Source organism: Allokutzneria albata (assembly GCF_900103775.1).
Taxonomy (GTDB): domain Bacteria; phylum Actinomycetota; class Actinomycetes; order Mycobacteriales; family Pseudonocardiaceae; genus Allokutzneria; species Allokutzneria albata.
The window spans coordinates 1,044,177-1,059,332 of record NZ_LT629701.1; the positions used below are offsets into that span (position 1 = coordinate 1,044,177).

The window sequence follows — 15,156 nt, forward strand, 5'->3', positions numbered from 1 at the left end:
AGAACAAGCTCCGCGAGTACCTGAAGCTGGTGACCGCGGACCTGCACAAGGCCAGGACCCGCGTGCGCGAACTGGAGTCCGCCGACGCGGTGGCGATCGTGGGCATGGCCTGCCGCTTCCCCGGCGGGGTCACCGACGCCGACGGCCTGTGGGACCTGGTCGCCGGGGGCCGCGACGCCATCGGCCCGTTCCCCGCCGATCGCGGCTGGACCGCGACGGGGCGCGGTGGCTTCCTCGACGGCGCGTCGGAGTTCGACGCCGACTTCTTCGGGATCTCCCCGCGCGAGGCCCGGACCATGGACCCGCAACAGCGGCTGGTGCTGGAGAACGCCTGGGAAGCACTGGAGTCCGCGGGCATCGGCCCCGCCGGACTGCGCGGCAGCCGCACAGGAGTGTTCGTCGGCGCCTCCTACCAGGCGTACGACTCGCTCGCCGGGCACGCGGAGGAACTGATCGTCGGCAACGCGCCGAGCGTGATCTCCGGTCGGATCTCCTACGCGCTGGGGCTCGAAGGCCCCTCGTTGACCATCGACACCGCGTGCTCTTCCTCGCTCGTCGCGCTGCACTCCGCGGTCTCGGCGCTCCAGCGCGGGGAATGCACCTTGGCGCTCGCCGGCGGTGTCTCGGTGATGGCCACCCCGGCGTTGTTCGCCGAGTTCACGCGGCAGCAGGGCCTGGCGGCGGACGGCCGGTGCAAGGCGTTCGCGGCCGCCGCGGACGGCACCGGGTTCGCCGAGGGCGTGGCGATGCTCGTCGTGGAGCGCCTGGCCGACGCCGAGCTCAACGGTCACCGGGTGCTCGCGGTGGTGCGGGGGAGCGCGGTGAACTCGGACGGCACCTCCAACGGCCTGACCGCGCCCAACGGCCAGTCGCAGCAGCGGGTGATCCGGCAGGCCCTCGCGGTCGCCCGACTGTCCACCGAGGACGTCGACGTCGTGGAGGCGCACGGCACCGGAACGACACTGGGAGACCCCATCGAGGCGCAGGCCCTGCTGGCCACCTACGGCCAGGACCGCGCCGAGCCCGTGTGGCTGGGATCGCTGAAGTCCAACATCGGGCACACCCAGGCCGCCGCCGGGGTCGCGGGCGTAATCAAGATGATCATGGCGATGCGGCACGCCGTACTGCCCCGGACCCTGCACGTGGACGAGCCCACGCCGCACGTGGACTGGTCGGCCGGAGCGGTCCGGCTGCTCACCGAAGCCCAGCCGTGGGTGGTCGAGGGGCGGCCGCGCCGCGCGGCGGTGTCCTCCTTCGGCGTCTCGGGCACCAACGCCCACGTGATCCTCCAAGAGGGGCCTCCCGCGGCGAGCACTCCGCCTCGGGAGACCAAGGGCGTGCCGTGGCTGGTGTCCGGCAAGGGGGAGCGCGGTCTGCGCGCCCAGGCGAAGAGCCTGCTGGACGCGCTGGCTTCGGGCCGCGTGCCCGCCGACCCCGTTGCGGTCGGTGCCGCCCTCGCGACCACCCGGTCCTCCTTGTCCCACCGCGCCGTGGTGGTCGGAGCGGACATCGCCGAGCTGACGGACGGGCTGCGCGCCCTCGCCTCGGACGCGGACTTCGGTGTCGCCGCGCAGCACGGTCAGGTGGCCTTCGTCTTTCCCGGGCAAGGCACGCAATGGCTCGGCATGGGCCGCGAGCTGCTGGACTCGTCGGAGGTGTTCGCAGCACGGATGGCCGAGTGCGACGAGGCGCTGCGGTCCTTTGTGGACTGGTCGTTGCTGGAAGTCATCGCCTCCGGTGAGTTCGACCGGGTCGACGTGGTGCAGCCGGTGTTGTGGGCGGTGATGGTCTCGCTGGCCGAGGTCTGGCGCTCCTTCGGTGTGGAGCCCGCCGCCGTCGTGGGCCATTCCCAGGGCGAGATCGCCGCGGCCGTTGTCGCGGGCTCGCTGTCCCTGGAGGACGGTGCGCGCGTCGTGTGCTTGCGGAGCAAGCTGATCGCCACCGCACTGGCGGGCAAGGGTGGGATGCTCTCGGTCGCGCTGCCGGTGGAACAGGCGCGCCCGCTGTGCAACATCGCCGCGGTCAACGGCCCCTCGTCCTGCGTGGTCTCCGGTGACAACGCCGCCTTGGACGAGCTGGTCGATCGCCTGCCCGACGTGGTGCGCCGCATCGATGTCGACTACGCCTCGCACTCCCCGCAGGTCGAGGCCATCCGTGACGAACTGGTCGACGCTCTCGCCGGGATCGCACCGCGGGCCGGGTCAGTGCCGCTGATGTCCACGGTGACCGGTCGCATCGAACCGGGTGCAGGGCTGAACGCCGAGTACTGGTACGAGAACCTGCGCCAGACCGTGCGCCTGGACACGGCGGTGCGAGCGCTGGTTGACCAGGGTTTCGGGACGTTCATCGAGATCAGCGGCCATCCCGTGCTGACGGGCGGCATTCAGGACCTGGCCCCGGACGCCGTGGTGCTCGGCACGCTGCGGCGCGGTGACGGCGGTCTGCGCCGAGTGCTGCGCTCGATCGGCGAGGCGCACACGCACGGCGTCGACGTGGACTGGAGCTCAGCCTTCGGTGAGCAGCTGCCGACGGTCGCCCTGCCGACGTACGCCTTCCAACGAGAGCGCTTCTGGCTGGACTCCGCGCAGGACAGGCTTCGCAGCACCGAGCTGGCCACCGGCGGCGTGCTGTTCACCACCGAGCTTTCCCTTGCCGCACAGCCATGGTTGGCCGACCACGAGGTGCAGGACCAGATCCTGCTGCCGGGCGTCGCCTTCGTCGAGCTGGTCGTGCGGGCCGGTGACGAGCTGGGCGTTCCCCGGGTCGACGACCTGACCCTGCACAGCCCGCTGGTCATCCCCGCGCAGGGCGCGGTCGAACTCCAGATCACCGTGGACCCGGACAACGCCGTGACGGTGCATTCGCGCCATGACGGGGGAACGTGGGCCTTGCACGCGAGCGGGACCCTCGTCGAGGAGGTCGCCGCGACCGAGGACCTGCGCGCCTGGCCCCCGGCCGCCACGCCGATGGACCTGACCGGCTTCTACTCGTCCTTGGCGGACAGGGGACTGCGGTACGGCCCGGCTTTCCAGGGCCTGCGTGCGGCCTGGCGCCAGGGCGACGTGCGGTGGGCCGAGGTCGCGCTGCCCGAGCAGGACGGTCCGCACCTGCTGCACCCCGGCCTTCTCGACTCCGCGATCCACGCGGTCCTCGCCGATGCTGGTGAGAGCCGGTTGCCGTTCGTGTGGGAGGGCGTGTCGATCCACGCCGTCAACGCCAGCACGATCCGGGTGCGCATCACCATCGGAGACTCCGGAGACCTCAGCCTGCTGCTGGCCGACGAGGACGGTGCACCGGTGGCCACCGTGGACCGGCTCGCGTCCCGCCCGGTGTCCCTCGGCCGGCAGGCGGAAGACCTGCTGCACGTCGAGTGGGTCACGGCAACGCCCGGGGAACCGGGTTCTGAGATCGCCACGGTCAGCCCGGGCTCGGTGCGCGAAGCCCTGCACGCCATCCAGTCCGCGGAGGACGAGCTGGTCGTGATCACCTCGGGCGCGGTCGCCGATGCGACGCCCGATCCCGAGGCGGCCGCGATCTGGGGGCTCGTCGCGTCCGCGCAGGCCGAGCACCCCGGACGCTTCGTCCTCGCCGACGTCGACGACAGTTCGGCCTCGGCACTCCCAGGGGCTCTCGCCACCGGTGAGCCGCGCGTGGCCTTGCGCGGCGGCGAAGTGCTGGTGCCGAGGCTCGCGCGCGGGGCAGGTGTGGAGCTGCCGCCGGAACCCGCGTGGGGCGTGGATCTCTTCGGCGGGGACACCTTGGACGAACTACCGCTCATCCCTGCACCGGAGGCGCTGAAGCCGTTGGCGGCCGGCGAGATTCGCGTCTCCGTCCGCGCGACCGGGGTCAACTTCCGTGATGTCCTCGTGGCCCTGGGGGTGGTGGGCTCCGACCAGCGCGTCGGCGGTGAGGCCGCCGGTGTCGTGGTGGAGGTCGGCTCCGACGTGACCGGGTTCGCGCCCGGCGACCGCGTGATGGGCATGATGGGCGGTGCCTACGGTGGCCCGTTCGCGGTCGCCGACCAGCGCGCGGTCGCGCGCATCCCGGTCGGCTGGTCGTTCGCGCAGGCGGCTTCGGTGCCCGCCGCGTTCCTCACTGCCTACTACGCGCTCGTCGAGATCGCGGCCGTGAAGCCGGGGGAGCGGGTGCTCGTCCACGCGGCCGCGGGTGGGGTCGGCATGGCGGCGGTGCAGCTGGCCCGCCACCTCGGGGCGGAGATCTTCGCGACTGCCAGCCCCGCCAAGTGGCACGCCGTAGCCGCCGAACACGTCCAGTCCTCGCGCACCCTGGACTTCGAGCGGGAGTTCCCGCGCGTCGACGTGGTGCTGAACTCGCTCACCGGCGAAGCCATCGACGCTTCCTTGCGGATGCTGGCTCCCGGCGGGCGGTTCGTGGAGCTGGGCAAGACAGACCCGCGCGCGCCGGAAGGCGTCAGCTACCGGGCCTTCGACCTGCTCGTCGACGCGGGCACGGACGGCATCCAGCGGATGTTCGGCGAGCTGCTGCCGTTGTTCGAACGCGGTGTGCTGACTCCGCTTCCAGTGTCCACTTGGGACGTCCGCAGGGCCGGGGCGGCGTTCCGCTTCGTCAGCCAGGCCAAGCACATCGGCAAGGTCGTGCTCACCGTTCCCGCACCGTGGAACCCGGAGGGCACGGTTCTGGTGACCGGTGCCGGCGGCACGGTCGGCGGCCTGGTGGCGCGGCACCTGGTGGCCGAGCACGGTGTGCGGCACCTGCTGCTCGTCAGCCGCCGGGGCGTCACTCCCGAGCTGGAAGCCGACCTGACCGCCCAGGGCGCCACGGTCACCGTCGCGGCCTGTGACGTCGCTGACCGGGACGCCCTCGCGGAGGTCGTCGTCGCCGTCGAGCGCCCGCTGACCGCGGTGATCCACGCGGCGGGTGTGCTCGATGACGGCCTGGTCGACTCACTCACCCCGGAACGGCTCGACGCCGTGTGGCGGCCCAAGGTGGAGGGGGCGCGAAACCTGCACGAGCTGACCCGTGACGCGGACCTCGCGGCGTTCGTGCTGTTCTCCTCGGCAGCCGGTGTGCTCGGCAACGCGGGGCAGGGCAGCTACGCCGCGGCCAACGCGTACCTGGACGCCTTCGCGGCTTGCCGTCGATCCCACGGGCTGCCCGCGCTGTCCCTGGCGTGGGGCCTGTGGTCGGACCTGAGCACCATGACCGAGGGAAGCGCGGATCGCTTGACGCGGCGGGGAATTCGACCGATGCCCGCGCCACGGGCGCTGGCACTGTTCGACGCGGCGTTGCGACGGGACGAACCGCTGCTGCTGCCGTTGGAGGTGGATCAGCAAGCACTGCAAGAAGATCCGCCGCACCTGTGGCGGTCCCTGGTCCGCGCCAGGACTCGGCGTCGCGTCGTGCAGACCTCGACGGACTGGCTGTCGTCGGTGCCTGCGGCCGACCGCGTCGCCGCGCTCGTCGACCTGGTGCGCACGCACGCGGCGAAGGTGCTCGGTCACGACTCGCCCGAGCAGGTGGCGGCCGATCGCCCGTTCCGCGACCTCGGGTTCGACTCGCTCAGCGGCGTCGAGCTGCGCAACCGGCTCAACGCCGCGACCGGGTTGCGGCTGTCGGCCACCGCCGTCTTCAACTTCCCCACACCGGCGGCGCTGGTCGACAAGATGCTCGCCGACCTGTTCCCCGAGTCCCCCGCGCCCGAGACCTCCGCACCCGAGGACGACGTCGACCTGCTGGACGTGGACAGCCTGGTCGAGCGGGCACTGCGCACATCCCCCTTGGAGCTGTCATGACCCAGGCGTACCCGTTCAGCCCGGCCCAGCGGCTGGAGATGGACCCCACCTACGCGTGGCTGCGGGACAACGAGCCGGTCACCCGCGTGCGGATGCCTTACGGCAACGGCACCGCCTGGCTGGTCACCCGCTACGACGACGTCAAGGCGGGCCTGAGCGACCTCCGGCTCAGCCGCGCGGCCGCCGTCGGCAAGGACGTGCCGCGCAGCCGACCGGAGCTGGAGGAGCCGATGTCGGTGCTCTCCGCCGACCCACCAGAGCACTCCCGGCTGCGCCGGCTGGCGGCGAAGGCGTTCAACGCGCGGCAGATGGAACGCATGCGCCCCAAGGTCGACGCCATCGTGGCGACGTTGCTGGACGAGATGGAGACCGGTGGGAGCACCGCCGACCTGGCACGCTCGCTGTGCTGGCCCATGCCGACCCAGGTGATCTGCGAGCTGCTGGGCGTGCCGTACGCCGACACCGAGCGGATCCGAGCGTGGGTCACCCACCTGGTCGCCATGGACAGCACGGACATCACCGTGGTGAAGCAGGCCAGGACCTCGGTGTGGAACTACTTCGTCGAGCTGATCTCGCGGCGCCGCGCCGAGCCGGCAGAGGACCTGCTGAGCCACCTGATCGCGGCCCGCGACGAGGGCGACCGGCTCAGCGAGAGCGAGCTGATCTCCTTCGGCATCACGCTGCTGGTGGCCGGCTACGAGACGACCGCGAACTCGCTGGGGAACTTCGTGTTCCACCTGCTCGCCAACCGGCACCTGTGGCAACGCCTGGTCGACGAGCCGGAGATCCTGCCCGCGGCGACCGAGGAGATGCTGCGCGCCCTGCCGATCGCGGCGACCGGCCTGTTCACCCGGATCGCGACCGCCGACCTCGAACTGGGTGGAGTGCTGATCCGCGAGGGTGATGCCGTTGTGCTGCAACCGACCTCGGCCAACCGTGACGCCTCGGTGTTCGAGCACCCGGACGAGGTCGACTTCGACCGCGAGGTGAACCCGCACATCGCGTTCGGGTTCGGCACGCACTACTGCATCGGCGCGCAGCTGGCCCGGCTGGAGCTGACCTCCGCGCTCAGCGCGCTGCTGCACCGGTTCCCCGCGCTGCGGCTCGCCGTGCCCGCGCCGGACGTTCCCTGGCGCACCGGTCAGCTGGTGCGCGGCGTGGAGTCGCTGCCGGTCACCTGGACCGAGGGACGGGGTTGAGATGAACGAGCGACTGGTCGAGGCGCTGCGGGCGTCGGTCAAGGAGAACGAGCGGCTGACCCGCGAGCTGGCGCGGGGCAGGCGCGAGCCGATCGCGATCGTGGCGATGAGCTGCCGGCTGCCCGGCGGTGTGGGCTCACCCGAGGACCTGTGGGAGCGGGTGTCACGGGGCGACGACCTGCGTTCGGGGTTCCCCACCGATCGCGGCTGGGACGTCGACGACCTCTACGACCCCGATCCGGAAGCCAAGGGCAAGAGCTACGTCCGCGAGGGCTACTTCCTCGACGGGCTCGCTGACTTCGACGCGGCGCACTTCGGGATCTCGCCGCGCGAAGCCAACTCCATGGACCCGCAGCAGCGCATGATGCTGGAGGGCACCTGGGAGGTCTTCGAGCGGGCGGGGATCGTGCCGTCCTCCTTGCGCGGCAGCAGGACCGGGGTGTTCGTCGGCTCCGGCGCCGCGGACTACGGCGCCCTGCTCGCGGACAACCTGGCCGAGTCCGAGGGCTATCTGATCACCTCGACGTCCTCCAGCGTGGTGTCCGGGCGCGTGGCCTACACCTTCGGCCTCGAAGGCCCGGCGGTCACGGTGGACACCGCGTGCTCGTCCTCGCTGGTCGCGCTGCACCTGGCCTGCACCGCGCTGTGGCAGGACGAGTGCGCGCTCGCGGTGGCCGGGGGAGTGACCGCGCTGGCCACCCCCCGGGTGATCGTGGAGTTCAGCCGTCAGCGCGGGTTGTCGCCGGACGGCCGGTGCAAGGCGTTCGCCGACTCCGCCGACGGCACCGGGTGGGGCGAGGGCGCTGCAGTGGTGCTGCTGGAACGGCTCTCCGACGCCCGGCGCCTCGGTCACCCCGTGCTCGCGGTGATCCGAGGCTCGGCGCTGAACTCCGACGGCGCTTCCAACGGCCTGGCCGCGCCCAACGGGCCCTCGCAGGAGCGGGTGATCCGCCAAGCCCTGGCCGCCGCGGGACTGCGCCCGTCCGACGTGGACGCTGTCGAGGCGCACGGGACCGGGACCACGCTGGGCGATCCGATCGAGGCCGAGGCCCTGCTCGCCACGTACGGCCACGACCGCTCGGAGCCGTTGTGGCTGGGCTCGGCCAAGTCGAACTTCGGGCACACCCAGGCGGCGTCCGGCTTGGTCGGAGTGCTCAAGATCGTCCAGGCGCTGCGGCACCGGGAACTGCCGGCGACCCTGCACGTCGACCGGCCGTCGCGGCACGTGGACTGGTCCGCGGGCGAGGTGCGGCTGCTGACCGAGCGGCGTCCGTGGCCCGAGACGGGTCGTCCCCGTCGTGCCGGGGTCTCCTCGTTCGGCATCAGCGGCACCAACGCCCACGTGATCATCGAGTCGGTGGACGAGGCCGCCGCGGGGAGCCTGTCCGAGCCGCCGGTGGCGCCGTGGGTGCTGTCCGGCCGCACCGAGCAGGCAGTGCGGGACCAGGCCGCTCGACTGCGCGATCACCTGACGCGGCAGCCGCTCGGCTCGGGCGATGTCGGGCTCACCCTGGCGGCGCGCACGCGGTTCGACCACCGGGCTGTGGTGGTGGCCCGCGACCGTGCCCACGGCGTCTCCCTGCTGGACAAGCTGGCCGCGGGCGAACCCGACGAGGCCGTGGTGTGCGGGAGCAGCCTGCCCACGGCCGAGCCGGTCGCGTTCGTCTTCCCAGGCCAGGGGTCGCAGTGGGCGGGGATGGGGGAGCAGCTGTGGGCCGGCTCTCCAGTGTTCGCCGAGTCCATGGCCGAGTGCGAGAGGGCGTTCGCGCCACACGTCGGCTGGTCCCTGCGGGAAGTGCTGGGCGACTCGCTGGCGCTGGAACGCGACGATGTCGTGCAGCCCGCGTTGTTCGCGGTGATGGTGTCGCTGGCCCGGCTGTGGATGTCCTTCGGTGTGCGCCCAGCCGCCGTGATCGGCCACTCCCAGGGCGAGATCGCTGCCGCCGTCATTTCCGGGGCACTGTCCCTTGTGGATGGTGCACGCGTGGTGTGCCTGCGCAGCAAGGTGATCACGGAGCTTCTCGTTGGCCGGGGCGGCTTGGTGTCGGTGCCCGCGCCGCCTGAGCGGATCACCACGCCCGGGGTGAGCGTCGCTGTGGTCAACAGCCCCTCGGCCACCGTCGTCGCCGGTGACGACGCGGCGCTGGAGGCTGTGTTGCGTGAGCATCCGCGGGCCAAGCGGATTCCCGTGCGTTATGCCTCGCACAGCCCGTTCGTCGAGGCCGTGCGGGAGGAGCTGGCGGCACGGCTGTCCGGTCTGCGCGCACAGAGCGGTGAGGTGCCGTTCTACTCCACGGTGACCGGTGAGCGCATCGACACCGTCGTGCTGGGCGCTGACTACTGGTACCGGAATCTGCGTCGGCCCGTGCTGTTCGCCGACGCCGTCCACACGGTGACCGCCGCCGGGATCTCCACGTTCGTCGAGGTCAGCCCGCACCCAGTGCTCGCCCAGGTCATGGACGCCGACGTGGTCGTGGAGACGTTGCGCCGCGAGGACGGCGGGCTTGACCGGATGCTGCGTTCGCTCGCTTCCTTGCACACTCGCGGCGTCGCAGTCGACTGGAACCCGGCGCTGACGGGCGCACGCCTCGTCGACCTGCCCACCTACGCGTTCCAGCGACAGCGGCACTGGCTGATGCCTGCACCTGGCCGCTCCTCCGGGCAGGCGCACCCGTTGCTCGGGGCGCCGCTGGAGTTGGCGTCCGGGGACGGTGTGGTGTTCGCCGGCACGGTGTCGCGCCGGACGCATCCCTGGCTGGCCGAACACGCGGTGCGGGGTACGGCCCTGCTCCCGGGGACCGCCGTGCTGGAGATGGCGATCCGAGCCGGCGATGAGATCGGCTGCCGTCGAGTGGACGAACTCGTGCTGGAGCAACCGATCCTGATCCCCGAAACCGGTGAGGTCCGGCTCCAGGTCGAGCTGGCCGCGCCGGACGAGACCGGGCGGCGAGCGCTCGGCGTGTACGCGCGAGGCCCGGAGGGGTGGGTCCGGCACGCCAGCGCGATGCTGTCCAACGAGCCACCCGTCCCACCGTCGGTCCAGTGGTTGCCTTCCCACGCTCAACCCGTTGACCTGCAAGGGTTCTATGAAAACTTGACGGACAACGGCTACGAGTACGGTCCGTTGTTCCGCGGTCTGCGCGCCGCGTGGCGCTCCGGCGAGACCATCTACGCCGAGGTGGAGCTGCCCGGCGAGCCCGGTGAGTTCGGGGTGCACCCGGCCTTGCTGGACGCTGCCTGCCATGCGATCGCCCTGTCACCGATCGCCGGTTTCACGCTGCCCTTCTCGTGGAACGACGTGACGCTGCACCGGACCGGGGCGCGGACCCTGAGGGTCGTCCTCACGCCGGTGGGGACCGATGCGATGGCGGTGACCGCTTTCGACTCCGCGGGAAATCCGGTGCTCTCCGCCGCGTCGATGTCCGTGCGTGCCTTCACCGACGTGAAGTCCGCACCGCGCGCGGACTCCCTGTTCCGCCTGGAGTGGCCGGAACTCGCAGTGGAGTCCACAGAGGACTCCTCTGGGGACGAGGTCGTCTACGTCTCGGCGGAATCAGCAAGGCAGGCGGCGGCGCGAGCCCTGGACCTGGTCAAGCGCTGGTTGGCCAGTGACGGGCCCGGCAGGCTCGTCGTCGTCACCGAGAACGCGGTAGCGGTCGAGCGGCACCACACGGTGGACGCGGACGCGGCGGCGGTGTGGGGACTCGTCCGAGCCGCGCAGTCCGAACACCCCGGCCGTTTCATGTTGGTGGACACCGACGGCGCGTTGACACCCGCACAACTGTCCACTGTGCTCGATTCCGACGAGCCGCAGATCGCCGTGCGCGAAGGCGTCCTGCGCGTGCCCCGGCTCGCCCGTCACCAGGCGGCCCTCCAGCCGGTGGAGGACGGCCCGTGGCAGCTGACCTACGGCGAGACCGGCAGCCTGGACGAGCTGAGGCTCGCGCCCAGCCCGCACGTGCGGCACCCCCTGGAACCCGGTCATGTGCGCATCGGTGTCCGCGCGGCGGGAGTCAACTTCCGGGATGTGCTCATCTCCCTCGGCATGTATCCCGGTGCGGCCGGTGGGATCGGCGCCGAGGTGGCCGGTGTGGTGCTGGCGGTGGGTTCGGCGGTGTCCGATCTGCGAGTCGGCGACCGCGTGATGGGCTGCCTGATCGACGGCGGTGGGTTCGGGCCGATCGCCGTCACCGACCACCGGTTGCTCGTGCGCATGCCCTTGGACTGGTCCTTCGCTCAAGCCGCGTCCGTGCCAGCCGCGTTCCTGACCGCGTACTACGCGCTGCGTGACCTGGCCGACGTCCAGCCGGGTGAGTCCCTCCTGGTGCACGCGGGCACCGGTGGCGTGGGTACGGCGGCCATCCAGCTGGCCCGGCACTGGGGTGCCGAGGTGTACGCGACGGCGAGCGAGCCCAAGCAGCACGTGCTGAGGTCGTTGGGAATCCCGGAGGAACGCATCGCTTCCTCGCGAACCCTGGACTTCGCCGATGGCTTCCCCGGCGTCGACGTGGTGCTGAACTCGTTGGCGGGTGAGTTCGTGGACGCTTCGCTGCGGTTGCTGTCGAAGGGCGGCCGGTTCGTCGAGATGGGCAAGACCGACATCCGTTCGGCGGTGCCCGACGTCGAGTACCGGGCCTTCGACCTGGCGGAAGCCGGTCCCGACCGCATAGCGGAGATGCTGCGCTCACTCGCGGAGCTGTTCGCCGGCGGCGCGTTGACCTTGCCGCCGATCACCACGTGGGACGTGCGGCGGGCGCCGGAGGCGTTCCGGTTCATCAGCCAGGCCAAGCACATCGGCAAGGTCGTGCTCACCGTCCCGCGCCAGTGGGACCCGGAGGGCACCGTGCTCGTCACCGGTGGCCTCAGCGGAATCGGCGCCGTGCTGGCCCGACACCTGGTCAAGGAGCGCGGCGTCCGCCACCTGCTCCTGGTGGGCCGGCGTGGTGCGGACACGCCGGGCGCGGCAGACCTGCGTGAGGAGCTGACCGCATTGGGCGCGGAGGTCACCATCGCGGCCTGCGACGTCTCCTCGCGCGATGACCTCGCCAGGCTGCTGCGCGGTGTCCCGGCCGCTCACCCGCTGACCGCGGTGCTGCACTCGGCGGGTGTGCTGGACGACGGGGTGATCAGCGCGCTCGACGCGGACCGGATCGACACCGTGTTCCGGCCCAAGGTCGACGCCGCCCAGCACCTGCACGAGCTGACCCGCGAGCTGGACTTGGCCGCGTTCGTGCTGTTCTCCTCGGCATCGGCCACGTTCGGCGCCGCCGGGCAAGGCAACTACACCGCGGCGAACTCGGTCGTGGACGCCCTCGCCCAGCAGCGCGTGGCTTCGGGCCTGCCCGCGCAGTCGATCGCGTGGGGGCTGTGGGAACTGGCCAGCGACATGACCGGCGACCTCGCCGACCGCGACCTGGCCCGGGTCGAACGGTCCGGCGTCGCCGTGCTGTCCGATGACGACGGCGCGGAGCTGTTCGACGCCGCGACGGCCCTCCCGGAGGCAGTGGTGCTGGCCGTTCCGATCAACCTCGCGGTCGAGCCCACTCCGCCACTGTTGCGGGGCTTGGTCCGCACGTCCCGTCCTGCCGTGGCTTCGGCTTCGAGCGACCCGTTGTCCTTGGTGCGCACGCACACCGCCGTCGTGCTCGGGCACAGCGGTCCGGAGGCGATCGACGAGCAGGCCCCATTCACGCAGATGGGCTTCGACTCCCTCACCGCGGTCGAGCTGCGGAACCGGCTCAGCCGCGCGACCGGTCTGCGCCTGCCGTCGACATTGGTGTTCGACTTCCCGACACCCGCGGAGCTCGCCGCGCACCTCGGTTCCGGTGTGCCGAACGCTCCGGCGCCGCAGGGTGATCTGATCGGCGAGCTGTGCCGCGACGCTTTCATCGCCGGAGAGGTCGACCGGGGTTTCGAGCTGCTCCGCACGATTGCGAAGAACCGTCCACAAGGGACAAGGGAGGTGTCGTTCAGCCGGCTCGTGTCCGGGGGGCAAGGGCCGCACGTCATCTGCGTCAGCCCCTTGACACCGCTCGCGGGGCCGGAAACCTACGGCCGGTTCGCCGAGTCCTTCCGCGGCCGCGCGATCGTCGATGTGCTCGGCACTCCCGGGTTCGCGGAAGGGGAGGCGCTCATCGGCACGCGCCACGACCTGCTCACCGGCCACGCCAAGGCGATCCTGGACCGGGTGGGTGACGCACCGTTCGTGCTCGTCGGGCACTCCTCCGGAGGACTGCTCGCGCACGAGCTGGTGCCCGTGCTCGCCGACCACGGCAGGCGACCGGAGGCGGTGGTGTTGCTGGACACCTACGAGCCGCGCGGCGAGCTGCTGGGCGAGTTCACCACCGCCCTGATGCGGCGGATGTACGAGAGGGCCGACCGGATGGCGCCGATGACCGCCACCGGGCTGTCCGCGATGGCCTGGTACACCGACCTCCTGACCGGGTGGCGGCTGAGCACCCTGGCGGTCCCGGCGCTCCTGGTGCACGCGGCGCGACCGCTGGCCGAAGGCGTCCACCCGGCGGGTGACCCCGGCGTGGCGGCCGAGCTGCCGGGAGACCACTTCACGATCATGGAGGGGGACAACGCCGGACGAGCGGGCGAGCTGGTGCGCGACTGGCTCGGTCGGGTGTCGTGAGGAGCCGATGAGCACACTGGACCTGAACCTCCTGGTGCCGCTGCAGGCGCTGCTGGTCGAGGCGAACGTGACCCGCGCCGCCGAGCGGACCGGGGTGGGCCAACCCGCCATGAGCGCGTCGCTGGCCAAGCTGCGCAGGCACTTCGACGACCCGCTGCTGGTCAGGGACGGCCGGGGGATGAAGCTGACCCCGCTGGCCACGTCCCTGCTGGAGCCGGTGACCGAGCTGCTCGGCTCGCTGCGCACGGTGCTCGACAACCGCGCCCCGTTCGACCCGGCCGCGCTGCGGCGCACCTTCACCATCATCACCAGCGACTACGTGGCGACGGTGCTGATCAAGCCGCTGCTGCGGGCGATCGTGCCCGAGGCACCGCACGTGCGGATCAACCTGGTGCAGCCGAAGCTGAGCATGGTGTCACTGCTGCGGCGCGTCGAATGCGACCTGGTGATCGCCCCGCAGGCGCTGATGCCCCCGGAGGCGCTGACCTACCAGCACCGCGAGCTGTTCACCGACCACTTCGTCGTGGTCGCGGACAAGGACAACGACAGCGTCCACGACCCGATCAGCATCGAAGAGCTGTCCCGCCTGCCGTACCTGGGATTCCACGCGCCCGTGCTGCGGGAACTCGGCCTGGCCGAAGACGACGTCTGCGCCCGGGTGCCCGCGCACTTCACCGTCGCTCCCCACCTGGTCGCGGGCAGCCGGATGGTCGCCCTCGTCTACACCAGGCTGTTCGAGCTGTTCGGGGCCGACGCCGGGCTGCGCGCGGTGTCCCTGGACGCGCAGCAGCGCCCCGTGGTCGAGATGATGTTCTGGCACCCCAAGTACAACGCCGACCCCGCGCACACCTGGCTGCGGGCCAAACTGGAGGAGGTGGCCGCGACCATCTGAGAGAAGCGGCTGGATGCGGCCGAGGCACAGCTGAAGCGGTCCGTCGCGCTCCGTTACGTCAAGATCACCCCGAATGCACAGGCAGAGCCATCTCCTTGTCGGCGGTCAGCTCGGCCTGAGCACGGCGACGGTCCACCCAGCTGCCTCCGGTCCGAGCCCACGCAGGATCGCCTCGATCCTCGCGCGGATCGCGAACGGCGCGGGCTCGACGTCGGCGAGCATGTCGATGACGGGCGGGAACACCAGTTCCGCGTGCTCAAACGGGGCCTCGCCGGTGTGGCCGAGAAACACCGTGGGGGCGTCCAAGCACCTGCGGACCGCCTTGCGGAAGTCGTGCGTCCCACCCCAGCAGCAGCCCAGCACGACCACCGGAGCCCGAAGGCCACCGTTGTCCGGGCCACGAATGGCCTCGGGCGTGATGGGCAAGCGGCCGACCCGAGGCGGGAAGTAGCCGTGTCCGTCGAACACCAAGAGGTCGACCTGACGCCGCAGCAGACCGGGGAGGTCGGCGAGCAGACCCGTCTCTACCGTGACGTCCACCGCGGTCGTGTTCGCCAGAGCGCGAACAGCCTGAAGACCTTTCGTCACCTTGGTGGACTGTGTGGACGCCACCAGCAGCGCGGTGCTGACCCTGCCCATGTCCCCGCCCTTTCC

General features: G+C 71.5%; 4 protein-coding genes and 1 pseudogene. 4 read left to right on the forward strand and 1 reads right to left on the reverse strand.

All coding sequences use genetic code 11. From position 1 onward, the window contains the following. The first annotated feature begins 29 nt into the window (after positions 1–29). The 4 genes and pseudogenes from BLT28_RS04520 (at position 30) to BLT28_RS04535 (ending at position 14,502) form a co-directional block, all read left to right on the forward strand. Entirely contained in the window at positions 30–5,774 is a 5,745-nt protein-coding gene (locus BLT28_RS04520) for a type I polyketide synthase (protein WP_407638810.1), read from the forward strand. Beyond that, positions 5,771–6,973 (forward strand): cytochrome P450, encoded by a 1,203-nt coding sequence (locus BLT28_RS04525; RefSeq protein ID WP_030430709.1) that lies wholly within the window; start codon positions 5,771–5,773, stop codon positions 6,971–6,973. Before BLT28_RS04520 ends, BLT28_RS04525 begins: the two co-directional genes overlap by 4 nt. Before the next feature lie 85 nt (positions 6,974–7,058). Continuing rightward, positions 7,059–13,610, forward strand: a pseudogene (locus tag BLT28_RS04530) (SDR family NAD(P)-dependent oxidoreductase); the annotation flags it as partial. 7 nt (positions 13,611–13,617) lie between these two features. Next, positions 13,618–14,502 (forward strand): LysR family transcriptional regulator, encoded by an 885-nt coding sequence (locus BLT28_RS04535; RefSeq protein ID WP_030430707.1) that lies wholly within the window; start codon positions 13,618–13,620, stop codon positions 14,500–14,502. 105 nt (positions 14,503–14,607) lie between these two features. Here BLT28_RS04535 and BLT28_RS04540 read toward each other — a convergent pair whose 3' ends face one another. After that, on the reverse strand, positions 14,608–15,141 hold the full coding sequence (locus BLT28_RS04540; RefSeq protein ID WP_052407542.1) for a hypothetical protein: 534 nt from the start codon (positions 15,139–15,141) through the stop codon (positions 14,608–14,610). Positions 15,142–15,156 lie beyond the last annotated feature (15 nt).

Bases quoted from the DNA above. Each gene is read 5' to 3' on its own strand.
- BLT28_RS04525 (WP_030430709.1), top strand. From the start codon at position 5,771: ATGACCCAGGCGTACCCGTTCAGCCCGGCCCAGCGGCTGGAGATGGAC.
- BLT28_RS04535 (WP_030430707.1), top strand. From the start codon at position 13,618: ATGAGCACACTGGACCTGAACCTCCTGGTGCCGCTGCAGGCGCTGCTG.
- BLT28_RS04540 (WP_052407542.1), bottom strand. From the start codon at position 15,141: ATGGGCAGGGTCAGCACCGCGCTGCTGGTGGCGTCCACACAGTCCACC.